Consider the following 24,120-nt stretch of genomic DNA (forward strand, 5'->3'; position numbering starts at 1 on the left):
GGCCCTACGCGGCCAGGGTCCCCGGCATCACCGCGCGGGGGCCGAACTTGGCCCGCGCGCGGTCCGCGACCTCCTCCAGCCGGCGCACCTTCTCGTCCACCGGGTCGAAGGTGAGCTGGTGGGACGCCTGCTCGGCGGGGTCGAGCCCCTCCGCGCGGAGGGCGATCACGCGCACCCGGGCACGCTGCAGACCGAGCGCCTCGTACAGGCCGTACGCCGCCCCGACGAGCGCGGCCGAGTGGGCGGTCGGCTCGGGGAGGGTGCGGGTGCGGGTGGTGGCGGACCGGTCGGCGTAGCGCACGGTGAGGGTGAGGCTCCGGCAGACCTTGTCGACGGCGCGCAGCCGGGCGCCCAGTTCCTCGGCGGCCGAGAGCAGGGCGCGGCGGTGCCGGCCGGGGTCCAGTTCGTCGCGGGTGAAGGGGCGTTCGGTGGCCAGGGAGCGGGAGACCGCGTTGGGGACGACCCGGCCGCGGTCGACGCCGTTCGCCTTCTCCCGCAGTTCCCGCCCGGCCCTGGCCCCGATCAGCCGCTGGAGCGTGGACAGCGGGGCGGCGGCGACCCGGCCGAGGGTGTCCAGGCCGTACTCGCACAGCGTGCGGGCGGTCCGGGCGCCGACGCCGGGCAGCGCGGCGACGGGCCGGCCGGCGAGGAACTCCCGCACCTCGTCCTCGGGCACCGCGCGGGTCAGCCCCGGCCGGGCGTCCCGCAGGGCCATACGGGCCAGCATCGGGCCGGGCCCGGCGCCGATCACGCAGTCGACGCCGTGCAGGGCGAGGGCGCGGACCCGGATCACCGAGGCCAGTTCGAGGGCGGTGCGCCCGAAGTACCTTTCCGCGCCGCGCAGATCGGCCAGCGCCCCGTCCGGCGGCAGGGCCTGCACGACGGGGGTGAACTCCTCCAGCAGGCCGAGCAGCCGGGGCAGGGCGGCCTCGTACATCGGAGGCAGCAGAAAACGTACACAGAGGACAGTCATCCCGCACTCCCCGGGCTCTGGTGCCACAACTTCCTTCCCACCGCGGGCCCTTCGCCCGCGGGGCGCAGATCGGCCCAGGGGTGCATCTCGTACCCCGTGGGCATGCGGATCGTCCGGTCCTCCATCGGGTCCCGGGCGGCGGAACCGGCCGGCGCGGGCCGTCCGTCCGAACCGGCGAGCCTGCTGCGGGCCGGACCCCCGCCGTCGTCGCCGGACGCCCCGGGACCGGCGCCGGCCGGCCCGGCGAGCCGCGCGGCGACGCCCTCCAGTCCCTCCTCGCGGCGGATCTCCAGCAGGTCGGCGAGGTTCCAGGCGGCGGAGCCGACCACGCTGAAGCTGCGCGGTCCGCGGCGCTGCACCACCCCGCGCACCAGCAGCAGCCAGGAGTGGAAGACGGTGTGGGCGCAGGCGTCGTGGGAGTCGTCGAAGAAGGCGAGGTCGACCAGGCCGGTGCCGTCGTCCAGGGTGGAGAAGATGACCCGTTTGCCGGAGCGGATGGGCGGGGTCTGGGTGGCCGCCTTGGCGCCCGCGACCAGCACCGTCTCCCCGTGCCGGGTCTCGCGCAGCCGCCGCGCGGAGACCACGCCGAGCTCCTCGAGGAAGGTGGCGTGGTCGTCCATCAGATGGTGTGAGGCGTCCATGGACAGCACGCCCAGTTCGGCGCTGAGCCGCTCCGGCGGGGTGAGGTCGGGCAGTCCGGCCGGGGCGGTCCTGCGGCCGCCGGACAAAGGCAGCTGGTCGCCCCGTCCGCCGCGGGCGCCCCGGTGCAGTTCGGTCAGGTGGAGTTGCAGGTCACGGCGGTTGGCGCCGAACGCGTCCAGCGCGCCGACCTGGGCGAGGCGTCCGGCGAGCGGACGGCTGGGCCGGGCCCGCTCCCAGAAGTCGAGCAGGGAGGCGTACGGCTGCCCCCCGGCGATCCGGGCGGCCTCGGACTCGCTGATGCCGTGCACGTCGGAGAGCGCCAGCCGCAGTCCCCACACCTCCTTCGACTCCTTTGATTCAGACACCAGTTCGATCCTGTGGGCGACCCCCGACTTGTTCACGTCCAGCGGCAGGACCGGCACCCCGCGCCGCCGCGCGTCCGCCAGCAGCAGCCGCTTCGGGTACATCCCGGGGTCATGGGTGAGCAGCCCGGCGTAGAAGGCGGCCGGGTGGTGCGCCTTCAGCCACGCCGACTGGTAGGTCGGTACGGCGAAGGCGACCGCGTGCGCCTTGCAGAAGCCGTAGGACCCGAAGGCCTCGACGATCTCCCAGGTGCGCTGAATCGTTTCCGCGTCATAGCCGCGGGCCGCCGCGTGCTGGGCGAACCAGACCTTGATCCGCCCCTGCGACTCCGGGTCGGACAGCCCGCGCCGCACCCGGTCCGCCTCGCCGCGTCCGCAACCGGTCATGACCGAGACGATGTCGATGACCTGCTCGTGGAAGACGACGACCCCGTACGTCCCCTTCAGCGACTCCTCCAGGTCCGGGTGCGGATAACGCACCGGCGCCCGTCCGTGCCGCGCCTCGATGAACGGACGCACCATGTCGGCGGCGACCGGGCCGGGCCGGAAGAGGGAGATGTCCACGACCAGGTCGTGGAAGGTGGACGGCTGGAGCCGCCCGACCAGGTCCCGCTGGCCCGGGGACTCGATCTGGAAGCAGCCGAGCGTCTCGGTGGACCGGATCAGCCCGTACGTCGCCGGATCGCCCTCCGGCACCGCGTCCAGGTCGATCCGCTCCCCCGTCGCCCGCTCCACCTCGGTGACCGCGTGCGCCATCGCCGACTGCATCCGCACGCCCAGCACGTCGAGCTTGAGCAGCCCGAGGTCCTCGACGTCGTCCTTGTCGAACTGCGCCATGGGGAAGCCCTCGCCGCTGGTCGGCATGACCGGCGTACGGGTCAGCAGGGACGCGTCGGACAGCAGGACGCCGCAGGGGTGCATGGCGATGCCGCGCGGGAGCGCGTCGAGCGCCTCGACCAGCTCCCACAGCCTGCCGTACTTCTCCTTCTCCCCCGCCAGCCGCCGCAGTTCGGGGAGTTCCTCGAGCGCCGCGCGGGCGTCGCGGGCGCGGATGTGCGGGAAGGACTTGGCGATCCGGTCGATCTCGTCCGGGTCCATCGACAGCGCCGCGCCGACGTCCCGGACGGCGTGGCGCACCCGGTAGGTCTCCGGCATGGCGACCGCGGCGACCCGCTCGGCGCCGAACCGGCCGATGATCGCGCGGTAGACCTCCAGACGCCGCGCGGACTCCACGTCGATGTCGATGTCGGGCAGCACGACCCGCTCCTTGGACAGGAAGCGCTCCATCAGCAGCCCGTGCTCGACCGGGTCGGCGTGCGCGATGCCGAGGAGGTGGTTGACCAGGGAGCCGGCGCCGGAGCCCCGCGCGGCGACCCGGATGCCCATGTGCCGTACGTCGTCGACGACCTGGGAGACGGTGAGGAAGTAGGAGGCGAAGCCGTGGTGGGCGATGATGTCCAGCTCGCGGTGCATCCGCTCCCAGTACTCCCGGCGGCCGGCGTAGCCGTGCAGCACCATGCCCGCCGCCGCGCGGGAGGCCAGCGCCCGCTGGGCGGTACGGCGGCCGGCGCCGACGAGGTGCGGTTCGGGGAAGTGGACGCTGCCCATGCCGAGGTCGTCCTCGGGGTCGACCAGGCACTCGGCGGCCGTGGCCTGCGTCTGCTCCAGCAGCCGCGCGGCCGCCTCGCGCCGGAAGCCCGCGGCCTCCACGATCCGCTCGGCCGCCTCCCGCATGGCGCCCTGCTCCTTGAGCCAGGCCTCACCGGAGTCCAGCCCTTTGGCCGGGTCGACGGGGACCAGCCGGCGGGCGGCGTCCAGGACGTCGGCGACCGGGCCGAGCCCCGGGTCGGCGTAGCGGACGGCGTTGCTGAGCACGGGCCGGACGCGCTGTTCGGCGGCGAAGCCCAGGGTGCGGGCGGCCAGCCGCAGCGAGCCGGGGCCGGTGCCCGCGCGGCCGTGCCAGAAGGTCTCCAGGCGCAGGGCGTCGCCGTAGACCTCCCGCCAGGGGGCGAGCAGCCGGGCGGCGCGGTCGGGGCGGCCCGCGACGAGGGCCCGGCCCACGTCGGAGTCGGGGCCGAGGAGGACGGTCAGGCCGTCGGCGCGGTTGTCCTCCCAGGGCAGCCGCGGGAGCCCGTCCCCGGTGTGGGAGGCGGAGACCAGGCGGCACAGGTCGGCCCAGCCGCGGGCGCCGTCCCGGGCGAGGAAGGTGACGCGCGGCGCAGACTCGTCGACGAAGGCGCCGCCGCGCACCGGGGTGCGGCGGCGGTCCCGCCGTACGGTCCCCTCCCCGGGCGCCGCCGGCGCGGGGCCGGCCACCGCGAGCTCCGCGCCGAACAGCGGGCGGACACCGGCCTTCGCGCAGGCCTTGGCGAAGCGGACGGAGCCGGCGAGGGTGTCGCGGTCGGTGAGCGCGAGGGCGTCCATGCCCCGCTCCGAGGCGCGCTCGGCCAGCCGCTCCGGATGGGACGCGCCGTAGCGCAGGGAGAATCCGGAGACGGTGTGCAGATGCGTGAAACCCGGCACACGCACCTCCCGCACTCGTGAGCCCCGACCGACTCTCGAACAACTGTTCCAACTACTTCACCCCCACCATAGACCAATTTTCGAATGCGTGTGCGACATCCGTTCGGCCCCTTCCCACCTGCGCAAACGCCCGCTTCCCCGGACCGTGGGGACATGACGCAGAGCGCCGGCGCCGGTCCTCGCCCGGTCTCGTTCCTCGGCGAGGTGCGGGACGCCGTCACCCCACGGGCCACCCTGCTCGTGCTCGGCGTGATCGCGCTCCAGCTGCTGTTCATCGCCTCCTACGTGGGCGCCCTGCACCACCCGAAGCTGCGGGACGCGCCCTTCGGGGTCGCCGGGCCCCCGGCCGCGGCCGAGCGGACCGTGAACCGGCTGGAGCGGCTGTCCGGCTCGCCGCTGGACCCGCGCGCGGTGCCCGACGCGGCCGCCGCGCGCGAGCGGATCAGGGACCGGGAGATCGACGGCGCGCTGGTCCTCGACCCCGGAGGGACCACCGACACGCTGCTCGTCGCCACCGGGGGCGGCACCTCGCTGGCCACCGCCCTGGAGCGGCTGCTCACCGGCGTGGAGAAGTCCGGGGGGCGCGCCCTGCGGGTCGTCGACGTCGCTCCGGCCTCCGCCGGGGACGCAAACGGGCTCTCGTCCTTCTACGTGGTGGTGGGCTGGTGCGTGGGCGGCTATCTGTGCGCGGCGATCCTGGCGATCAGCGCGGGCGCCCGGGCGTCCACTCCGCGGCGCGCGGTGATCCGGCTCGGCACCATGGCCCTGGTCGCGCTCGCCGGGGGACTCGGCGGCGCCCTCATCGTCGGGCCGGCACTGGACGCGCTGCCGGGCGGGTTCGCGGCCCTGTGGGGGCTGGGCGCGCTGGTCACCTTCGCCGTGGGGGCCGCCACGCTCGCCCTGCAGGCCACCCTCGGGGTCGTCGGCATCGGAGCGGCCATCCTGCTCGTGGTGATCCTGGGCAACCCGAGCGCGGGCGGCGCGCTGCCGCCTCCGCTGCTCCCGCCGTTCTGGGCGGCCGTCGGTCCGGCGCTGCCACCGGGCGCGGGCACCTGGACGGCCCGCTCGATCGCGTACTTCGGGGGCAGGGACGTGACCGCCTCACTGCTGGTCCTGTCCGCGTGGGCCGTGGCGGGCGGCGCCGTCACCCTGCTGGCGTCGGCGCTGCGGCACGAAGACGGACGTCCCGCCCCTCCGTGACGGAGGAACGGGACGTCCGTGAAGGGGGTGCGTTCAGCCGATCTGCGTACCGGTGGCCGACAGGGCCTCCGTCACCGGCTGGAAGAAGGTCTCGCCGCCCGAGGTGCAGTCGCCGCTGCCCCCGGAGGTGAGGCCGACCGCGCTGCTGCCCGAGAAGAGCGAGCCGCCGCTGTCGCCGGGCTCGGCGCAGACGTCGGTCTGGATCAGGCCGTTGACGATGTCGCCGTTGCCGTAGTTCACGGTGGCGTCCAGGCCGGTGACCGTGCCGGAGTGCACCTGGGTGGTGGAACCGCTGCGGGTGACCTGCATGCCGACGGTGGCCTCGGCGGCGCCGGAGATCGCCTGCGTGGAGCCGTCGTAGAGGTTCACCTCGCTCGGGTGGGCCACGTCGGCGGTGTACTTGACCAGACCGTAGTCGTCGCCCGGGAAGCTGGAGTCCGCGTTCTCGCCGATCACGCTGCCCGAGGAGTCGGACCAGGTGGAGATCCCCTCGGTGCAGTGCCCGGCGGTGAGGAAGTGCGGCTCGCCGCCCTTGGTCACGTTGAAGCCGAGCGAGCAGCGCCCGCCGTTGCCGGTGATGGCGTCGCCGCCCGCGACGAAGGGCTTGTACTCGCCCTCGGTGCGCTGGAGTTCCGCCTTGGCGCCCAGCCCGTCGACGACCTTGGTCAGCTTGGCCCACTCGGCCTCCGAGACCGTGCGGTCCGCGGTGACGACGACCTTGTTGGTGGTCGGGTCGGTCACCCAGGAGGTGCCCGGGATGGTGGCGTCCTGCTTCAGGGTGGTGTGCGCGCCCTTCAGCGCGGCGAGGGAGTTCGCCACGACTCTCGCCTCGGCGCCGGCCGACTCGACGGTCTCGGCGGCGGCCTCGTCGAGCACGTTCACCACGAGGGACTTGCTCTTCGCGTCGTAGTACGTTCCCGCCGCGTCGGCGCCCAGGTCCTGGGCGAGCGTCGAGGCGAGCTTTCCGGCCGCCTGGACCGAGAGGGTCCGGGGGGCGGCGTCCGCCGGCGGCTCACTGGCGTTCGCAGTCTGGAAGGTGGCCGCGCCCGCGGCCAGCGCGGCGATGCCCGCACCCGCCATGACCGCACGGCGCCTGGGTATGCGTCGGTGCTTCAACTCACGTCCTCCTGTGGGGGGACGGCCCGGGAGGTTGTGGGGACCCCGCCGGACCGGAAGGCGTACGGCGACGGGGGCGGAACACGAAAGAAGCCACGCCCGTGCCGGTCGAACGGCGCCTACTCTTCCGAACGCCGCGGGGAGCACACAAGGTCGACTTCAGGACGCGCGTACGACAACGGCCGTGCGCCCCCTATGTCCTGACAGGTCATGGACACGCAGGGCCGTTCATTCTGCAAACGCTACGGAGGGGTAACAGGCGGTACGGTCGGCGCCCCGCACCCTTGGCTTGAATTCGCCCCCTCCCGGTCCGGATCGAACCGGGCCGCGGCGGGCGGACGTTGCTTTCGCACCGGTCGCGCGACCGCCGCCACGCGCAAGGGCGAGCCCCCGCACGGCGGTTGCCGTGCGGGGGCTCGTGGTGCTGCCGGCTGCGGTGAGACTCGCGGAACCGGAGGTGCGGCCGGTCCCGGCACCCGGTCCTAGTAGACGCTGACCCCGTAGGCGCTCAGGGCCTCGGTCACCGGCTGGAAGAAGGTCGTGCCGCCGGAGGAGCAGTTGCCGCTGCCGCCGGAGGTCAGACCGTACGCCGTGCCGTTGCTGCCGTAGAGCGCGCCGCCGGAGTCGCCGGGCTCGGCGCAGACCGTGGTCTGGATGAGACCGGAGACGATGTCGCCGCCGCCATAGTTCACGGTCGCGTTGAGCGCCGTGACCCGGCCGCTGTGGGTGCCCGTGGTGGAGCCGTCACGGATGACGGTGGTGCCCACGCTCGGGGTGGCCGCACGGGTGATGTCCACGCCGTTGGCGGTGCCGGGCCGGCTGACGGAGCCGGTGTACCGGACGATGCCGTAGTCGTTGCCCGGGAAGCTGGAGCCGGCGGTCGAGCCGATGGCCGTGGTGCGCGCGGAGTTGGAGTACCAGGTGCCCGCGCCGTCGGTGCAGTGACCGGCGGTCAGGAAGTACTCGACGCCGCTGCTGCTGCGGACGTTGAAGCCGAGGGAGCAGCGCCAGCTGCTCGCGTAGATGGCGTCACCGCCCTGGATCAGCTTGTTGATCTTGCCCGGGGTGCGCTTGACGGTGATCGCGCCCGCGTCGTCCCCGGCCTGCCGCTTGATCTTGTTGATCTCGGCCTGGGAGACGGTGCTGTCCACGGTGACGAGCACCCGGTTGGTCTTGCTGTCGACGGCCCAGGCGGTGCCCGGGACATCGGCCTTCAGCACCGAGCCGCTCACACTCTTGAGCTCGGCGGAACTGAAGGTGGTGGGAGCGTCGGACGCGTTCGCGCTGGGGACCGCGATCGCGGCGGCGGCCACGAGGCCGGTGGATACGGCGATCAGCCGAGTCCGTCTCGAGATGCCGCTGCTGGGGGTGGTGCGCTTGATCCTCACTTCTCGTTCCTCCACAAAGGAAGTAGGGGGCCCTCGTGGGGTTGTGGGCCCGTGAGGCGCAGCCAGGGAGACGGATGCCCGGATTCCGAACACGCCGTGCCCCTGACAAGCGCTGTGGGAAGCGAGTATTCGGCCGACCGACCGTTCGGCGCAAGGGTGCCTTTTGGCCGTCGACCTTTGAACCATCTAGGAGATTTGATCCGCCCGCGGGTCAGCGTTACTGGTGGTCACACCTGCGTGACGATTGATCGACCACTTCACCCGCTGTCCGGAATTCGCCCCTCCGATTAGCCGGGTTCCGGGCGGTCCGCCCGGCTCCGTCCGGCTCCCGGTCAGCAGTCGCAGCCGCAGTCGCAGCCGCTGCAGCAACCGTCCTCACCACAGCAGTTGCAGCACTCGCAGCAGTTGCAGCAGTCGCCGCACCCGCTGCAGTCGCAGTTGGTGCAGGGCCCCTGCTTGGGCTCGCGGCTCCAGGGGTCGTCGTAGGTGCCGCAGCACAGCTGGCAGGTGCAGGCGAGTCCCAGCCACACGGCGCAGCCGGCGAGCAGCCCGCGCCGGTCGCGGCGCGGCGGCCCGGGAGGAATCGGGGCGCCGGGGCCACCGGGAGCACCGGGAGGCGCGTAGGGATGGGATCCGTGGGCACAGGAGACCGTACCGAAGGCGCGGTTGACGGAGTTGGGGAGTTCATGGACGAGCAGCCGGTGCGCGAGACCGCCGTCGGCGAACTCGACCTCGCGCAGCGCGAGCCGGATGCCGTGCACCGCGTCGTCGGCGAGCCGGCGGGCCTCCTCGAGCGGCGTCCCGGTGGCGGCGAGCGGGTTCCAGGCGCCCGAGGCGGCGTCGGCGTCCTTGTCCTCCACCGCGTCCAGCAGATGCGCGAGGCGCCCGAAGAGGCGTCCGGCCTCCGCGAGCGGCACGGCGTTGCGCGGCCGGCCGGCCAGCACGGCGGTGTGCGCGAAGGCCGCCGCAGTGGCGGTCTCGGTCGGCTCGGTGACGGTGAGGATCGGCGTGCCGGGCCCGGCGAGGGTCTCGATGCCCGTCTGCCGGTCCACGGCGTCGACGAGGACCGCGGTGTCGAACCCGATGTCGGCGCCGGTCCGCGCCCCCGCCCGGTCCCAGCCCGCCGCGACCCGGCGCGCGGCGAGCGCCACCGGCCTGCGCGCCAGCAGCCCGTCACCGTCGGCGACATGGTCGCGCACCTTGGCGGAGGCCAGCACCAGGGAGACGGCCGCCGCGAGCCGCGCGCCCTCACCGTGCGCGACGGAGGCGGTGCGCATCCCGCGCAGCGGGCAGGGTCCCGCGGTGCGCCGCCCGTCGTCGGGGCGTGCGGACTGAGCCTCCGTCAGGACGGAGATGAGGAGCCCGTCGTAATTGGTGACGATCCGCGCGAGCTGCCCGTGGTCCCCGCGCAACGCGAGGCAGAGCCCGCACAAATGGGCCATCCACTGGGCGGTGAGCTTCTCCCCGAGCCGGTGCCGACACGGCCTGACCATTCCGAACACGACATTCCCCCGTGCAGTTGTACGACGTCGAGCGGCGGCATCGTACCGGCCGGCGCGTTCACCCGTACGCACCCCTCATCACCCGTACGCCGGGAAGAATCATATTTCACTCACAGTCAGCAGCCGTTTACACCAGGACCCTTGGGAAACCCGGACTCTCGACGGATCAGCTGTGCACCAGTACCGTCACAAACCCCCCGCGCGGCGTCTATCCACTTGGCGCGACGTCCGCATCATGGACGACCATAGGGATGCGCGAAGCAGATAAAGACCGCTGTGAGAGGAGGCGTCCATGGGATCGGTACGCAAGGCGAGTGCCTGGCTTGGCCTCGTCGACGACAACGAAGACGAGCGTTACTACGACGACGACTACTCCGACGGAACCGAGCCCGGCGAGGCCTGGGTCACCGATCCGCGGGTCAAGGTGGCCGCGGACGTCGCCGAGGAGAGGGGCCGCCGGATCGGCACGGTCACCCCGGACAGCTTCCGGGACGCCCGCGCCATCGGTGAGCTGTTCCGCGAGGGCGTTCCCGTCATCATGAACCTCACGGCCATGGACGCCGGCGACGCCAAGCGCGTGGTCGACTTCGCGGCGGGCCTGATCTTCGGTCTGCGCGGCTCCATCGAGCGGGTGTCGAACCGGGTGTTCCTGCTCAGCCCGGCCGACACCGAGGTGGTCAGCGGTGAGCCGGCCGCGCACCGGTCGGACGGCTTCTTCAACCAGAGCTGAGGCGGGGCCGCCCACCGGCCCCGCCCCCGCGCGGGCTCACCGGAAGGCGTCGAGTCCGGTGAGTGCCTTGCCCAGCACGAGCTGGTGCATTTCGACGGTGCCCTCGTAGGTGAGCACGGACTCCAGGTTGGTCGCGTGCCGCATCACCGGGTACTCGAGCGAGATTCCGTTGGCGCCGAGGACCGTCCGCGCCGTCCGGCAGATCTCGATCGCCTCGCGGACGTTGTTGAGCTTCCCGAAGCTGACCTGCTCGGGACGCAGACGGCCGGCGTCCATCCGCCGCCCCAGATGGTGGGCGAGCAGCAACCCCTTGTGCAGTTCGACCGCCATGTCGGCGAGCTTGGCCTGGGTCAGCTGGAAGCCCCCGATCGGCCGCCCGAACTGCTCCCGCGACTTCGCGTAGTCGACCGCCGCCTCGAAGCAGCTCCGCGCGGCGCCCATGGCGCCCCAGACGATCCCGTACCGGGCGTGCGAGAGACAGCCGAGCGGCCCCTTGAGCCCGGTCACCTCCGGCAGCACCGCGTCGGCGGGCAGCCGTACGTCGTCGAGGACCAGCTCGCTGGTGACGGAGGCGCGCAGCGACCACTTGTGCTTGATCTCGGGAGCCGAGAAGCCGGGGGCGTCGGTGGGCACCACGAAGCCGCGGATCCCCTCGTCGGTGCGCGCCCACACCACGGCGACGCCGGCCACGGAGCCGTTGGTGATCCACATCTTGCGCCCGTTGAGCACCCAGTCCCCGCCGTCGCGCTTGGCGTGGGTGCGCATCGAGCCGGGGTCGGAGCCGTGATCGGGCTCGGTGAGCCCGAAGCAGCCGATGACCTCGCCGGAGGCCATCCGGGGCAGCCAGTGCCGCTTCTGCTCCTCGCTGCCGAACCGGTGGACGGCGTACATGGCGAGCGAGCCCTGCACGGAGACCAGGGAGCGGATGCCGGAGTCGGCCGCCTCCAGCTCCAGACAGGCCAGCCCGTACTGCACGGCGCTCGCGCCCGCGCAGCCGTAGCCGTCGAGCGACATGCCGAGCGCGCCGATCCCGCCGAGCTCCCGCGCCAGTTCCCGGATGCCGGGCAGCTCGCCCTTCTCGTACCAGTCGGCGACGTACGGCAGGACGCGGTCGGCGGCCCAGGTGCGCACGGTGTCCCGCACGGCCAGGTCCTCCGGCTCCAGCAGGTCGTCGAGGCCGAGGGGGTCGGCGGGGTCGAAGGCGGGCGGCTTCGCGGACATGGGCACCCTCCGGGGGTTGCTCCGGGACCGTTGATTAGCGGTGCTAGTCAGACTGGGGCGACGCTACGGCGCGGTCTTCCGCGCGTCCACCCCGGGCCGGGAGGGCGTGGCTCACACCTTCACCCCGGCGGCGCGGGGCTCCACGGCCTCCCGCTGCGCGGGCACCTCGGCGGCCGGCGTCTCGCACTGCATCGTCCGGGGCAGTCTGAGCGCTATCGCCGCCCCGGCCAGCAGCAGACCCGCGCTCACCAGCAGGGTCACGTGCAGTCCGTGCACGAAGGAGTGGCGCGCGGCGTGCCGCAGGGCGGCACCGGCGGGCCCGCCGAGCCGGTCGGCCACCTCGTAGGCCTCCCCCAGTGAGTGCGAGGCCGCCGAGGAGGCCGACGCGGGCACCCCCGCGACACCGGTGAGGCCGGGCGCGTAGGCCGCGTTCATCACGCTCCCGAGGAGCGCGATGCCTATGCCGGCGCCCAGCTGGTAGGAGGTCTCGCCCATCGCGGCCGCCCCGCCGGCCTGTTCCGGCGGCGCCTCGCTGAGCATCGACTCGTACGCCCCGAACAGCGTGGTCTCCAGGCCGAAGCCGAGCAGGACGAAACCGGCGAGCAGCAGCGGCCAGTCGTCCCGGCCGCCCATGCCGGTCAGCAGCACCACCGCCGCGGCCGTGAGACAGAAGCCGGCGGAGACCATGCGGCGCGGGCCGAACCGGCGCAGCATCCGCGCGCCCGCCAGGCCGGCCGCCATCGCCGCGACGGTCAGCGGCAGCAGGCGCAGTCCGGTCTCCAGCGGGGAGAGCCCGAGCACCAGCTGGAGGTACTGGGCGGCGATCAGTTCCAGGCCGACCAGCGCGAGCATCGCCAGCACGATGCAGCCCACCGAGGTGCTGAACGCCGGCCGGGCGAACATCCGCAGGTCGATCAGCGGATGCGTGCGGCGCCGCTGCCGGCGCATGAACGCGGCCAGCAGCCCGGCGCCCACGAGCAGCGGCAGTACGGTCCACGGGCTGCCGGCGGCCTCGCCGCCGCCGAGCCGCTTCACTCCGAGGACCAGCGCGAACAGTCCGGCGGCCGCCATCAGCGCGCCGGTCACGTCCCAGGGGCCGTCGCTGTCGCCCTTCGACTCGGGCAGCAGGATCCGTCCGACCGGGAGGCTGACCAGCATCAGCGGGATGTTCACCAGGAACACCGAGCCCCACCAGAAGTGCTCCAGCAGGAAGCCGCCGAGCAGCGGGCCGGCCGCCGCGCCCACCGCGGCGACCGCGCTCCAGACGCCGATGGCCAGGGCGCGCTCGCGCCGGTCCGGGAAGACCTGGCGCAGGATCGACAGCGTCGCCGGCATGATCATCGCTCCGCCGACGCCGAGCAGCGCCCGTGCCGCGATCAGCACCTGGGCGTTGTCCGCGAGGGCCGCCACCGCGGAGGCGACGCCGAACAGGGTGTAGCCGAGCAGGAGGACGCGTCTGCGGCCGACCCGGTCGCCCAGGGTGCCGAAGAGGATCAGCAGCGAGGCGCAGACCAGGGGGTAGGCGTCGACGATCCAGAGCAGCTCCATCGCGCCGGGCCTGAGGTCCTCCGTGACGGCGGGGACCGCCACGTGCAGCACGGTGGCGTCCACGGCGACCAGCAGCAGGCTGGCGCAGAGGACGACCAGCACCGCCCAGCGGTTGGCACCGGCCCCGGCCGCCCGACGGCGCAAAGCGGCGGCGGCCGTGGTCGTCCCGGACATGTACACGTACCTCCCAGCTGTTCCCTCGCGACCGGCGGGCTCACGGGGGTGGGGACTCCCCCGCGACTCGGCCGGAGAGGAGCGGTGGTCTCCGGCCCGCGCAACGAACGGCGAGTGACACGTCAGAGTACGCGAGTGGGAGCCGGGGTCGAGTGGCGGACCTCTCACTGCCGGGGCCGATCCGTGTGGCGTACACCACTTCCCCGCCGCGGCCCGCTCCCCCGCCGGGCCTGCCGGTTCCGCCCGGCGTCGATAATCGGGCGGGTGAACGATCTCGACACGCGCCTCGCCCCGGCCCGGCCCGGGGCACTGCGCCGGGCCGCCCCGGCGCTCCTGGGGTACGCCGCCGTACGCGCCCTGGGGCTGGCGGTGCTGGCCCTGTGGAGCGGGGCGCGCGGCAAGGACGCGTACACACTGCTGACCGCCCGCTGGGACTCCCTCTGGTACACGAGGGTGGCCGAGCTGGGGTACGGCTACGAGGTGCGGCTGCCCAACGGCGACGTGCACTCCAACCTGGCGTTCTTCCCGCTGCTGCCGTGGCTGGAGAAGCTGGGGGCGGCGGTGTCGCCGCTGTCGTATGCCGACGCAGGCTTCGCGGTCGCCCTGCTCGCCTCGCTCGCCGCGGCCTGGGGCATCTTCGCCGTGGCCGACCACGTGTACGGGCCCCGGGCCGGGGTGTGCGCGGTGCTGCTGTGGGCGGTGCTGCCGGTCGGGATCGTGCAGTCGATGGCGTACAGCGAATCGCTGTTCACCGCGCTCGCCGCGTGGTCGCTGTACGCCGTGCTGACCGGCCGCTGGGTGACGGCGGGCGTCCTGGCGGGCCTCGCGGGGCTGACCCGGCCGGTGGGGCTGGCGGTGGTGGCGGCGGTGTGGGCGGCGGGCGCCGCCTCTTTCGTGCGGGACCGCAGCGTGGCGCCGGAGCACGGCGCGCGGGACGCGGAACGCGCCGGTGCTCCCCCGGCCGACCGGCGCGTCCGGGCACCGGAGGGCGCTCGCGTCGGACCGGATGCACCCGGCGTGCGCCTGCGCCGGGCGCTCGGCATGCTCCTCGCGCCCCTGGGAGCAGCCGGTTACGTCCTGTGGGTCGGGCACCGGACCGGCGGCGGGCCGCTGGGATATCTCGACGTGCAGGCCGGATGGCGGAACGGGTTCGACGGGGGCTACGCCTTCGCCCGCTTCGTGGCCGGCAGGTTCACGTCGTTCCCGTCCGCCCTGGCGGGTCTGGGGCTGGTGGCCGGGGTCGGCCTCGTGGTGTGGCTGTACGTCGTCTGCGTACGGCGGCGCCAGCCGCTCCCGCTGCTGGTGTACACCGGGGTCGTCACCGCGCTCGCCCTGTGCGCGTCGAGCTACTTCGGCTCCAAACCGCGGCTTCTGATGCCCGCCTTCCCCCTGCTGCTGCCCCTCGCCCTGGCACTGGCCCGGCTGCGTACGCCCAGGTCGGCCGCGGTCGTGGCGGCGGTCGCGGCGGCCTCGGCGGTGTACGGCGCCTTCTGGCTGAACGGCTCCGGCCCGCCGTGATCCGCCCGAACGGCCGATGAGCGCCGGGGAAATTCCGCGCCAGCCCCCGGTGAACGAATTCATAAGCGCGATAAAACCCTCCCCCGGAATGATCAAAGGAATTGAAGTCCACGGCATCCGGGGTTTGCGGATTCATCCGCGATAAAGGCCTTCCTGAGAGGAATGCCACATCACATCGTCATCACAAAGCCGCTGATTCGACGGGGTTCCGCACTCACTCGCTGTAACGTCGATTGGGTGCGTACCGAACGGAAGCCCACCCGTCTGGACCGGGTGTTCGCGAGGCTGGATCGTGAGCCGGAGCGGCCGGCTCACATCGGCGTGCCGCGAATGAGCCGGCACCGGGTGGTGCTGTTCGGCGCCGCCCTGGTCTGCTATCTGGCGATCGTGTGGGCCGTGCTGATCACCTCCTGGCTGGTCCGGCTGGACTGGCAGGTGATGTTCTTCCGCCCCTACCAGCAGTGGTCCGAGATCCACGCCTTCGTCGACTACTACGTGGTGCTCGGCCAGCGCGGCCCCACCGCCGTGATGGTCGCGGCCTGGCTGGGCTGGCGCTCCTGGCGGCAGCACACCCTGCGTCCGCTGCTCGCCCTCGGCGTCTCCCTGCTGCTGCTCAACGTCACCGTCGGTGCCGCCAAGTACGGCATGGGGCGCCTCGGACCGCACTACGCGACCGAGATCGGCTCGAACGAGATGTGGCTCGGCGGCGATATATTTCCCAGCGGCCACACCGCCAACGCCGTGGTGACCTGGGGAATCCTGGCCTATCTGGCCTCCACCCCGAGAGCCCGCCGCTGGCTGTCGGCCGTGTCCGCGGTGACCTCGCTCGGCGTGGGGCTGTCCACCGTCTACATCGGGACGCACTGGCTGAGCGACGTGGTCCTGGGCTGGATCGCCGGCCTGCTGATCCTGCTCGCGCTGCCCTGGTTCGAGCCGCTGATCGCCCGCGCGGAGGAGCGGATCTTCGATCTGCGCGCCCGCTGGCGGGACCGCAGGCGCGGCGCGGTGCCGGCCGGAGGGCCGGTCGGCCGGCCCGTCGTGCTCAGGCCGCTCACCGACCGTGCGGACGCGGCGCCCGACCCGGTTCCCACTGGCCGTCCGGCCTCCCGGCCGCCCGCCTATCTGGCGCCCGGACCGCACACCACCCGCGCGGAGCGCTCCCCGGTCACGCCGGCCGGCAGCCGCCGCCCGCCGCACCCGGAGCGTCACCCGCGCGGCACGACGCCCGTGACCCGCCCCTGACGGGCGGAGCGTCCACCGCACATGCCACGGCCCCGGTTCCCTGTCGGAACCGGGGCCGTGGCGTGTGTCAGCCCTTCCAGGCGCGTGCCACCAGACCGTCCTTCACCTCGAAGTTCAGCCTGCCCGCGCGGTACTCCATGGTGATGATCGCGCCCGGCGGGAGCGCCCGCACCGTCGGCCAGCCGCGCTCCCGCGCGAGGTGCTCGGCCCGGTCCGCGGCGAGGCCGACATAGGCGTCCGGGCTGTCGTGGGGTTCCGCCGGGGGTGTGGGAATGGGTGCCATACGGTCACGCTATGCCCTGACCCGGAAGCGGGGAACCCCGCACCGGGAACACCCGGCCGGATCCCCCCGCGGTCACACTTCTGTCACAGGATCACGACAGCCGTGGGTGACGGTCGCCGTCACCCGGACGGGCGGTTCCGTACCTCTTCCGCAGGCATTCGAACGTGATTTCCGCGTGTCACACCACTGCCGCGATTAACCCCGGCGGAAAGTGCCCGGGGAAGTACTTCCGGGGCCCCATTTCCTTTTCGTCGCAGCGCGTCGCCGGACGGCCGGATGCGCACAGAAAATACTCGTGTCCACCACACGACCCGCCCCTGTCCTCTGTCGGGGACGGGCGGGGTCGAGCATCATGGCGTGGGCCCGGAGGTATCGGTGGCGCGGGCTCCCGGGGCCCGGCGCGCGTGGAGCGAAGGGGCGAGCGATGGGGACGCAGACCGTGCGGGCGGCGACGCCGCCGGCGGGCGTGCAGCGGCGCGGGCAGCTGGTGATCGACTGGCTGACCACCACCGACCACAAGAAGATCGGCCACCTCTACCTGATCACGTCGTTCGTGTTCTTCCTGATCGCGGGCGTGATGGCGCTGGTGATGCGCGCCGAGCTGGCCCGGCCCGGACTGCAGATCGTCGACAACCAGCAGTTCAACCAGTTGTTCACCCTGCACGGCACGATCATGCTGCTGCTGTTCGCGACCCCCAGCTTCGCCGGTTTCGCCAACGAGCTGATGCCGCTGCAGATCGGTGCGCCCGACGTGGCCTTCCCCCGGCTGAACATGCTCTCGTACTGGCTGTTCCTCTTCGGCGGGCTGATCGTGCTCGGATCGCTGGTGGTCACCGGGGGGCCGGCGGCGTACGGCTGGTTCGCCTACGCGCCGCTGAACAGCATGGAGTACTCGCCCGGCCTGGGCCCGGACCTGTGGATCATGGGTCTTGCGCTGTCCGGCTTCGGCACCATCCTCGGCGCGGTCAACTTCATCACCACCATCATCGGGATGCGCGCCCCCGGTATGACGATGTTCCGGATGCCGCTGTTCACCTGGAACACGCTGTTCACGTCGATCCTGATCCTGCTGGCGTTCCCGGTGCTCGCGGCGGCGCTGCTGGTGCTGGAGGCGGACCGGCGGTTCGGCGCACAGGTCTTCGATGCCGCGAGCGGCGGGGCGATCCTGTGGCAGCACCTGTTCTGGTTCTTCGGCCATCCCGAGGTCTACATCATCGCGCTGCCGTTCTTCGGGATCGTCACGGAGATCATCCCGGTCTTCAGCCGCAAGCCGCTGTTCGGCTATCTGACGCTGGTCGGCGCCACCATGGCCATCACGGGACTGTCGGTGGTGGTGTGGGCGCACCACATGTTCGCCACCGGCGCCGTGCTGCTGCCGTTCTTCTCCTTCATGAGCTTCCTGATCGCGGTGCCGACGGGAGTGAAGTTCTTCAACTGGACCGGCACCATGATCAAGGGCTCGCTGTCCTTCGAGACGCCCATGCTGTGGGCGACCGGGTTCCTGGTGTCGTTCCTGTTCGGCGGGCTGACCGGGGTGCTGCTGGCGTCGCCGCCGCTGGACTTCCACGTGACGGACTCGTACTTCGTGGTCGCCCACTTCCACTACGTGGTCTTCGGCACCGTCGTCTTCGCGACCTTCGCCGGGTTCTACTTCTGGTGGCCCAAGTTCACCGGGCGGATGCTGGACGAACGGCTCGGCAAGATCCAGTTCTGGACCCTGTTCACCGGCTTCCACATGACGTTCCTGGTGCAGCACTGGCTGGGCGCCGAGGGCATGCCGCGCCGCTACGCCGACTATCTGGCGGCGGACGGCTTCACCGCCCTGAACACCGTCTCCACCATCGGCGCCTTCCTCCTCGGCATGTCCACGCTGCCGTTCCTCTACAACGTCTGGAAGACCGCCAGGTACGGCGAGAAGGTCGACACGGACGACCCCTGGGGGTTCGGGCGTTCCCTGGAGTGGGCGACCTCGTGCCCGCCGCCCCGGCACAACTTCACGACGCTGCCCCGGATCCGTTCGGAGTCGCCGGCGTTCGACCTGCACCATCCGGAGTACGCGGCGGTGACGCCGCAGCCCGAGCCAGCGAGCGAGCAAGCCGGTCGTGAGCCGTTCTGACCGCGTCGATCAGCCCGGCCGGTTCCAGCACCTCGAAGTCGAAGCCGAGCAGCATCACGTGGATCACCATGACGTCGAGGCTCGCGGCCCCGGTCCGCAGCAGACAGCTGTGCGGGCCCTCCGGCTCCAGCGTCCCCGCGGTGGGTGAGATCCGCTCGGCGGCCTCCTCGACGGGCGCCAGCAGACGGACCACGGCGTGACTGGCGTAGGCGCGGGTGGAGACGCCCCGGGAGACGTAGGCGGCGAGGTTCTCGGCGGGCGGCTCCCGCGGGACGAAACGCGGCCCGTGCGGCGGCCGGGGGGCGATGCGGTCCACGCGGAAGGTGCGCCAGTCCTCGCGGCCGAGGTCCCAGGCGACCAGGTACCAGCGGCGCTCGGAGCACACCAGGCGGTGCGGCTCGACCGTGCGGCGGCTCGGCGTGCCGTCGTGGCCCCGGTACTCGAACCGCAGCCGCTCGGCGTCCCGGCAGAGGTGGGCCAGTTCGGTCAGCACGGCCGGGTCGACCGCGTCCGGGCCCGGCCCGCGCAGCATCGGCACGGTGAACGCGTTCAGGGCCCCGACCCGACGGCGCAGCCGGTCCGGAAGCACCTGTTCCAGCTTGGCGAGGGCCCGTACCGAGGTCTCCCCGATGCCCTCGACGCCCTGCCCCGCGGCGGTGCGCAGTCCGACGGCGACGGCCACCGCCTCCTCGTCGTCCAGCAGCAGGGGCGGCAGTTCGGCGCCCGCGCCCAGCTGGTAGCCGCCGCCGGTGCCGGGGCTGGCGTTGACGGGGTAGCCGAGCTCGCGCAGCCGGTCCACGTCCCGGCGCACCGTGCGGGCGCTGACCCCGAGCCGGTCGGCCAGGTCGGGGCCGGACCACTCGCGGTGGGCCTGGAGCAGGGACAGCAGACGCAGCAGGCGTGCCGAGGTCTCCAACATGGGGCGAGTCTGCCAGCCGTCGCGGACAGCCACTGTCCTCGACCGCGCGGACCCCGGGGTTCGTGGGCGAACCTCCCGACGACGGCCATGGGCCCCCGGAGGTGTCCGACGGGTGCCGAACAGGGGCGATTTTCGGTCACCCCCTTCATTCGCCGATTTCGGGATTTGTCGACCAGGGCGCGGGTCGTGAAACGAGTCGCCGCACCCGGGCAACACCGTCCGATACACGGGGAGTTGACGGTGAGGAGCAGATTCCGCGTGCGGTCCCACCGGGTGCGCCGGTTGGTTCGATTCCGTTCGCTCCGGGGCGTGACTCCCGCCACCGGTAGCCCGTTGTCTTCTGCATGAGCCGGGGACCCGCCCGGACCACGGGCCGGGAGCCACCCGGCCTCGCCACGCACCGCATCCCCAGGGAGCCACCCGTGCCGCGCATGCTCGACGTCAGCGACGAGGTACGCGCCGAGATCGGCGACGAAGAAGCAGCCCGCCTGCTCGCCGGAGATTCCGCCCCGGGCAGTTACGACTGCACCTCATGCCGCACCCCGGGCCACCCGGAGCAGGAGCGCACCAGCACCGTCCTCTTCGTGGGGGACGAGACCGCCGTTCTCGCCTTCGCCCACGCCACCTGCCTGCCCTCGCAAGTCGTCCAGGTCACCGAGGCACAGCTCCAGGGGGCCGTACGGGCCATCGGCGGTGACACCGGGGAGCCCGCGCCCGTGGACGTCACCCCCGAACAGGCCGTGCTCGGGGTGACCAGCGGACTGGTCCTGATCGCCGGGGAGTTGCACCCGGCGCTGGTCGTCGAGCCGACCGCGCCGGTCGCCCGGCCCGGCTCGTTCGGGACCGGCGACGACTTCCTGCCGCTCCTCATCGAGCAGGGCTTCATGCCGCTGACCGAGCTGTCGGCCGTACCGCCGGTGCTGCACGGCTGGTCGGTGCTGCTCGCCGCGGGCCAGCTGCACGCCGTGCTCCAGCCGAACCCGGCCGGCGGCCACCCGGTGGCCTGGTGGCAGGCGCACCAGCCGCTCCAGGTCACCGACGGCTGGCGGTCGGCCGCCAACAAGCACCAGCAGGTGCTGATGTTCGCCGCGCCGGTCGGCTCGATCGGCCGCCAGCCCCGCGAGGACCTGCTGCGCGACGCGCTGGACAAGGCGGCGGCGAACGGAAAGCTGGTCGCCGCGGCGCTGCCCCTCGCGGGCGTCTGACCGGCCCGGCGGGACCATGTCGCGGAGTGACCGGCGAAAGCCGCAAAACGGCCGCATCCCTTACGGTACGGGGTCGTTTGGACATACGTGCACGCATATGACGTTCCCCGCCGCCAGTCCCTCGCCTCGGTTCCCGCACCCGTGCGGCCGGCACAGGACTCCCGGAGCGGCCTCTCGGCCACGCCCATCTACGACGCCCTCTACACCGAGTACGTCGCGTCCTTCCGTTCGCTGCCGGGTGACCGCAGCGGCGAGGAGGAACTGGGCTTCGTCGCCTTCGGGGACATCCCGCACAGTACGGCCCCGCACGGCGGGCACAGCCCGGGCACGTTCGGCGCCTCCCTCCTGAACGGCGCGTACGGCGCCGGCGGCGGCCGTCAGGGCGCCGGGCCCCAGCCGCAGTGGCAGCGGGTGAGCACGGCCGGCCGTCCCGCCTCCGGGATGCGGCACGTGCCGGCCGGGCTGCCGCCGGCCCCGCGCCGGGGCGCCTGACCCGGGGCATGGCGAAGGGGCGGTCCCGTCCGGGACCGCCCCTTCGCCATGCCCGCCGGGGGCTACTTCTTCCTGCCGCGCTTCTCGCGCACCCGCACGGAGATGTGGATCGGCGTGCCCTCGAAGCCGAACTCCTCCCGCAGCCGGCGCTCGATGAAGCGCCGGTAGCCCGCCTCGATGAAGCCGGAGGCGAACAGCACGAACCGCGGCGGCTTGGTGCCCGCCTGGGTGCCGAACAGGATGCGCGGCTGCTTGCCGCCCCGTACGGGGTGCGGGTGGGCGGCGACCAGCTCGCCGAGGAAGGCGTTCAGCCTGCCCGTCGGCACCCGGGTCTCCCAGCCTTCCAGGGCCGCCTCGATGGCCGGGACCAGCTTCTCCATGTGCCGTCCGGTGCGCGCCGAGACGTTCACCCGCGGCGCCCACGCCACCTGGCCGAGCTCGGTCTCGATCTCCCGCTCCAGGTAGTAGCGGCGCTCCTCGTCGAGGGTGTCCCACTTGTTGTACGCCAGGACGAGGGCGCGGCCCGCCTCCACGGCCATGGTGACGATCCGCTGGTCCTGCACCGAGATGGAGTCGGCGGCGTCGATGAGGACGACGGCCACCTCCGCCTTCTCGACGGCGGCGGCGGTGCGCAGCGAGGCGTAGTAGTCGGCGCCCTGCTGGAGGTGGACGCGCTTGCGGATGCCCGCCGTGTCGACGAACTTCCAGGTCTTGCCGCCGAGTTCGATCATCTCGTCGACCGGGTCGCGGGTGGTGCCGGCGAGTTCGTTGACGACGACCCGCTCCTCGCCCGCGACCTTGTTCAGCAGCGAGGACTTGCCGACGTTCGGACGGCCGATCAGGGCCACCCGGCGGGGGCCGCCGACGGCGGAGCCGAAGGTCTGCGCCGGGGCCTCCGGCAGCGCCTCCAGGACCTGGTCCAGCATGTCGCCGGTGCCGCGGCCGTGCAGGGCGGAGACCGGGTACGGCTCACCCAGGCCCAGGGACCACAGATAGGCCGCGTCGGCCTCGCCGCTCGGGCCGTCCACCTTGTTGGCGCAGAGCACGACCGGCTTGCCGGCCTTGCGCAGCAGCCGGACGACGGCCTCGTCGGTGTCGGTGGCGCCGACCTTGGCGTCGACGACGAAGACGACCGCGTCGGCGGCCTCGATGGCGTACTCGGCCTGCGCGGCCACGGAGGCGTCGATGCCGAGGACGTCCTGCTCCCAGCCGCCGGTGTCGACGACCTTGAAGCGGCGGCCCGCCCACTCGGCCTCGTAGGTGACACGGTCGCGGGTGACGCCCGGCTTGTCCTCGACGACCGCCTCACGGCGGCCGATGATGCGGTTCACCAGGGTCGACTTGCCGACGTTGGGCCGGCCGACGACGGCGAGCACGGGCAGCGGACCGTGGCCCGCGGCCTCGATGGCGCCCTCGACGTCCTCGAGGTCGAAGCCCTCCTCCGCGGCGAGCTCCATGAACTCCGCGAACTCGGCATCGCCCAGCGCCCCGTGGTCGTGCTCGTGCGCACCCTCGTACGCGTCCGGGCCGTCGGGCTGGATGTGGTCGTTCATGAAGTCCGTTACCTCGTCGTTCATCGTGGTGATCGGTGGACCACGCCCTGTGCGGGGGTGGTCCACTACTCAAGTGTCGCTCAGCGCCCGGTGAGGCGCCTCGCGTTTTCCAGGTGCGCGGTGAGCTGCTTCTGGATGCGCTCGGTGGCCTCGTCCAGCGCCTTGCGCGTACGTCTTCCGCTGCCGTCGCCCGCCTCGAACGGGTCGCCGAAGACGACGTCGACCCGGGAGCGCAGCGGGGGCAGCCCCTTCAACAACCGTCCGCGCCGCTCGGAACTTCCCAGGACGGCCACCGGCACGATCGGCGCGCCGCCGCGTACGGCGAAGTACGCGAGCCCCGCGCGGAGCGAGGCGAAGTCGCCGCCGCCGCGGGTGCCCTCGGGGAAGATGCCGAGGACGCCGCCCTGCTCCAGCACGCCCAGCGCCCGGGAGATCGCCGTGCGGTCGGTGGTGGTCCGGTCCACCTTGAGCTGGCCGATGCCGTTCAGGAACGGGTCGAGCGGGCCGACGAACGCCTCCTTCTTGATCAGGAAGTGCGTCGGCCGGGGCGCCACGCCCATGACCATCGGGCCGTCGATGTTGTGGGAGTGGTTGACGGCGAAGATCACCGGGCCGGCCGTGGGCACCCGCCAGGCGCCCAGCACTCGCGGCTTCCACAGCCCGTACATCAGGCCGACGCCGATGCGCCGGCCGACCTCGGCGCCCCGCACCGATGGGACGTCGGTCACTTCCCCGCCCGCTTCTCCTCGACGAGGGTGACGACGCACTCGATGACCTGCGTGAGGGTCAGCTCGGTGGTGTCCACCTCGACGGCGTCGCCGGCCTTGGCCAGCGGTGAGGTCTTCCGGCTGGAGTCCGCCGCGTCCCGCTGGACCAGGGCCTCGCGGGTGGTGTGCAGGTCGGCGCCCTTGAGCTCACCGCTGCGGCGGGCCGCGCGGGCCTCGGCGGAGGCGGTCAGGAAGATCTTCAGGTCGGCGTCGGGAAGCACGGTGGTGCCGATGTCACGGCCCTCGACGACGATGCCGGTGACCGCGGAGGCCGCGATGGACCGCTGCAGCTCGGTGATCCGGGCCCGCACCTCGGGGACCGCGCTGACCGCGCTGACCTTGGAGGTGACGTCCTGTCCGCGGATCGGCCCGGCCACGTCGGTCCCGTCGACGGTGATCGTCGGGTCCTTGGGGTCCGTGCCCGAGACGATCTCCGGCTTCCCGGCGACGGCGGCGATCGCGGACGGGTCCTGTATGTCGATGCCGTTGGTCACCATCCACCAGGTGATCGCCCGGTACTGGGCGCCGGTGTCCAGGTAGCTCAGGCCGAGCTGCGCCGCCACGGCTTTCGACGTGCTCGACTTGCCCGTGCCGGAGGGGCCGTCGATGGCGACAATCACGGGCTGGGCGGCGCCGTTTTCCACGG

18 protein-coding genes and 1 pseudogene are annotated in these 24,120 nt (G+C 72.8%); 7 read left to right on the plus strand and 12 right to left on the minus strand.

Annotated features, from left to right (window positions below; genetic code table 11):
* Window positions 1-4: 4 nt before the first annotated feature.
* Together CNQ36_RS07445 and CNQ36_RS07450 are read right to left on the minus strand one after the other, a co-directional pair.
* Entirely contained in the window at window positions 5-973 is a 969-nt protein-coding gene (locus tag CNQ36_RS07445; RefSeq protein ID WP_121545410.1) for a DNA polymerase Y family protein, read from the minus strand.
* Window positions 970-4,500, minus strand: coding sequence for a DNA polymerase III subunit alpha (locus CNQ36_RS07450; protein ID WP_121545411.1), 3,531 nt, complete (start codon window positions 4,498-4,500; stop codon window positions 970-972). Before CNQ36_RS07450 ends, CNQ36_RS07445 begins: the two co-directional genes overlap by 4 nt.
* A 153-nt stretch (window positions 4,501-4,653) precedes the next feature.
* On the opposite strand from CNQ36_RS07450, the gene CNQ36_RS07455 reads away from it, so the two are divergent.
* Window positions 4,654-5,700, plus strand: a complete 1,047-nt coding sequence (locus CNQ36_RS07455; RefSeq protein ID WP_121545412.1) for a DUF3533 domain-containing protein — start codon at window positions 4,654-4,656, stop codon at window positions 5,698-5,700.
* Between the two features lie 33 nt (window positions 5,701-5,733).
* On the opposite strand, the gene CNQ36_RS07460 is transcribed toward CNQ36_RS07455, so the two are convergent.
* The 3 genes from CNQ36_RS07460 to CNQ36_RS07470 all read right to left on the minus strand — a co-directional run bounded on the left by CNQ36_RS07460 (window position 5,734) and on the right by CNQ36_RS07470 (window position 9,706).
* Window positions 5,734-6,816, minus strand: a complete 1,083-nt coding sequence (locus CNQ36_RS07460) for a S1 family peptidase (RefSeq protein WP_121545413.1) — start codon at window positions 6,814-6,816, stop codon at window positions 5,734-5,736.
* A gap of 482 nt (window positions 6,817-7,298) precedes the next feature.
* The gene (locus CNQ36_RS07465) at window positions 7,299-8,204 is read right to left on the minus strand and encodes a S1 family peptidase (protein ID WP_121545414.1); all 906 of its coding nucleotides are present in this window, start codon (window positions 8,202-8,204) and stop codon (window positions 7,299-7,301) included.
* 332 nt (window positions 8,205-8,536) lie between these two features.
* Window positions 8,537-9,706, minus strand: coding sequence for a DUF5685 family protein (locus CNQ36_RS07470; RefSeq protein ID WP_084828251.1), 1,170 nt, complete (start codon window positions 9,704-9,706; stop codon window positions 8,537-8,539).
* 292 nt (window positions 9,707-9,998) lie between these two features.
* Between CNQ36_RS07470 and CNQ36_RS07475 the strand changes: the two genes are divergently transcribed.
* Window positions 9,999-10,436: a cell division protein SepF gene (locus tag CNQ36_RS07475; RefSeq protein WP_004933240.1), complete on the plus strand. Its 438-nt coding sequence runs from the start codon at window positions 9,999-10,001 to the stop codon at window positions 10,434-10,436.
* Between the two features lie 36 nt (window positions 10,437-10,472).
* Here the strand turns inward: CNQ36_RS07475 and CNQ36_RS07480 are convergent, their stop codons facing one another.
* Together CNQ36_RS07480 and CNQ36_RS07485 are read right to left on the minus strand one after the other, a co-directional pair.
* Entirely contained in the window at window positions 10,473-11,657 is a 1,185-nt protein-coding gene (locus tag CNQ36_RS07480) for an acyl-CoA dehydrogenase family protein (RefSeq protein ID WP_387914347.1), read from the minus strand.
* 111 nt (window positions 11,658-11,768) lie between these two features.
* A complete protein-coding gene (locus CNQ36_RS07485) occupies window positions 11,769-13,379 on the minus strand; it encodes an MFS transporter (RefSeq protein ID WP_121548390.1) in 1,611 nt (536 codons plus the stop codon).
* Between the two features lie 264 nt (window positions 13,380-13,643).
* Here CNQ36_RS07485 and CNQ36_RS07490 point away from each other — a divergent pair, with 264 nt between their 5' ends.
* A complete protein-coding gene (locus CNQ36_RS07490) occupies window positions 13,644-14,897 on the plus strand; it encodes a glycosyltransferase family 39 protein (RefSeq protein ID WP_121545416.1) in 1,254 nt (417 codons plus the stop codon).
* A gap of 237 nt (window positions 14,898-15,134) precedes the next feature.
* On the plus strand, window positions 15,135-16,139 hold the full coding sequence (locus CNQ36_RS07495) for a phosphatase PAP2 family protein (RefSeq protein WP_121545417.1): 1,005 nt from the start codon (window positions 15,135-15,137) through the stop codon (window positions 16,137-16,139).
* Between the two features lie 67 nt (window positions 16,140-16,206).
* Here CNQ36_RS07495 and CNQ36_RS07500 read toward each other — a convergent pair whose 3' ends face one another.
* On the minus strand, window positions 16,207-16,422 hold the full coding sequence (locus CNQ36_RS07500) for an I78 family peptidase inhibitor (RefSeq protein ID WP_121545418.1): 216 nt from the start codon (window positions 16,420-16,422) through the stop codon (window positions 16,207-16,209).
* 424 nt (window positions 16,423-16,846) lie between these two features.
* Between CNQ36_RS07500 and ctaD the strand changes: the two are divergent.
* A pseudogene (gene ctaD, locus CNQ36_RS07505) lies at window positions 16,847-18,532 on the plus strand (aa3-type cytochrome oxidase subunit I); the annotation flags it as partial.
* Here the strand turns inward: ctaD and CNQ36_RS07510 are convergent.
* Complete coding sequence (locus CNQ36_RS07510) at window positions 18,417-19,457, minus strand: helix-turn-helix transcriptional regulator (protein WP_121545419.1); 1,041 nt, start codon at window positions 19,455-19,457, stop codon at window positions 18,417-18,419. The pseudogene ctaD and the gene CNQ36_RS07510 overlap by 116 nt on opposite strands.
* A gap of 422 nt (window positions 19,458-19,879) precedes the next feature.
* On the opposite strand from CNQ36_RS07510, the gene CNQ36_RS07515 reads away from it, so the two are divergent.
* On the plus strand, window positions 19,880-20,662 hold the full coding sequence (locus CNQ36_RS07515) for a hypothetical protein (protein ID WP_121545420.1): 783 nt from the start codon (window positions 19,880-19,882) through the stop codon (window positions 20,660-20,662).
* Between the two features lie 87 nt (window positions 20,663-20,749).
* Window positions 20,750-21,154: a hypothetical protein gene (locus CNQ36_RS07520; RefSeq protein WP_121545421.1), complete on the plus strand. Its 405-nt coding sequence runs from the start codon at window positions 20,750-20,752 to the stop codon at window positions 21,152-21,154.
* A 62-nt stretch (window positions 21,155-21,216) separates the two neighbouring features.
* On the opposite strand, the gene der is transcribed toward CNQ36_RS07520, so the two are convergent.
* The 3 genes from der to cmk all read right to left on the minus strand — a co-directional run bounded on the left by der (window position 21,217) and on the right by cmk (window position 24,118).
* Window positions 21,217-22,707 (minus strand): ribosome biogenesis GTPase Der, encoded by a 1,491-nt coding sequence (der, locus tag CNQ36_RS07525; protein ID WP_121548391.1) that lies wholly within the window; start codon window positions 22,705-22,707, stop codon window positions 21,217-21,219.
* 80 nt (window positions 22,708-22,787) lie between these two features.
* Window positions 22,788-23,435 carry a lysophospholipid acyltransferase family protein gene (locus CNQ36_RS07530; RefSeq protein ID WP_121545422.1) on the minus strand — a complete coding sequence of 216 codons (648 nt, stop codon included), beginning with the start codon at window positions 23,433-23,435 and terminating at the stop codon, window positions 22,788-22,790.
* Window positions 23,432-24,118 carry a (d)CMP kinase gene (cmk, locus tag CNQ36_RS07535; RefSeq protein WP_121545423.1) on the minus strand — a complete coding sequence of 229 codons (687 nt, stop codon included), beginning with the start codon at window positions 24,116-24,118 and terminating at the stop codon, window positions 23,432-23,434. Before cmk ends, CNQ36_RS07530 begins: the two co-directional genes overlap by 4 nt.
* Window positions 24,119-24,120 lie beyond the last annotated feature (2 nt).

The organism is Streptomyces fungicidicus, from assembly GCF_003665435.1.
Classification (GTDB): Bacteria; Actinomycetota; Actinomycetes; order Streptomycetales; family Streptomycetaceae; genus Streptomyces; species Streptomyces fungicidicus.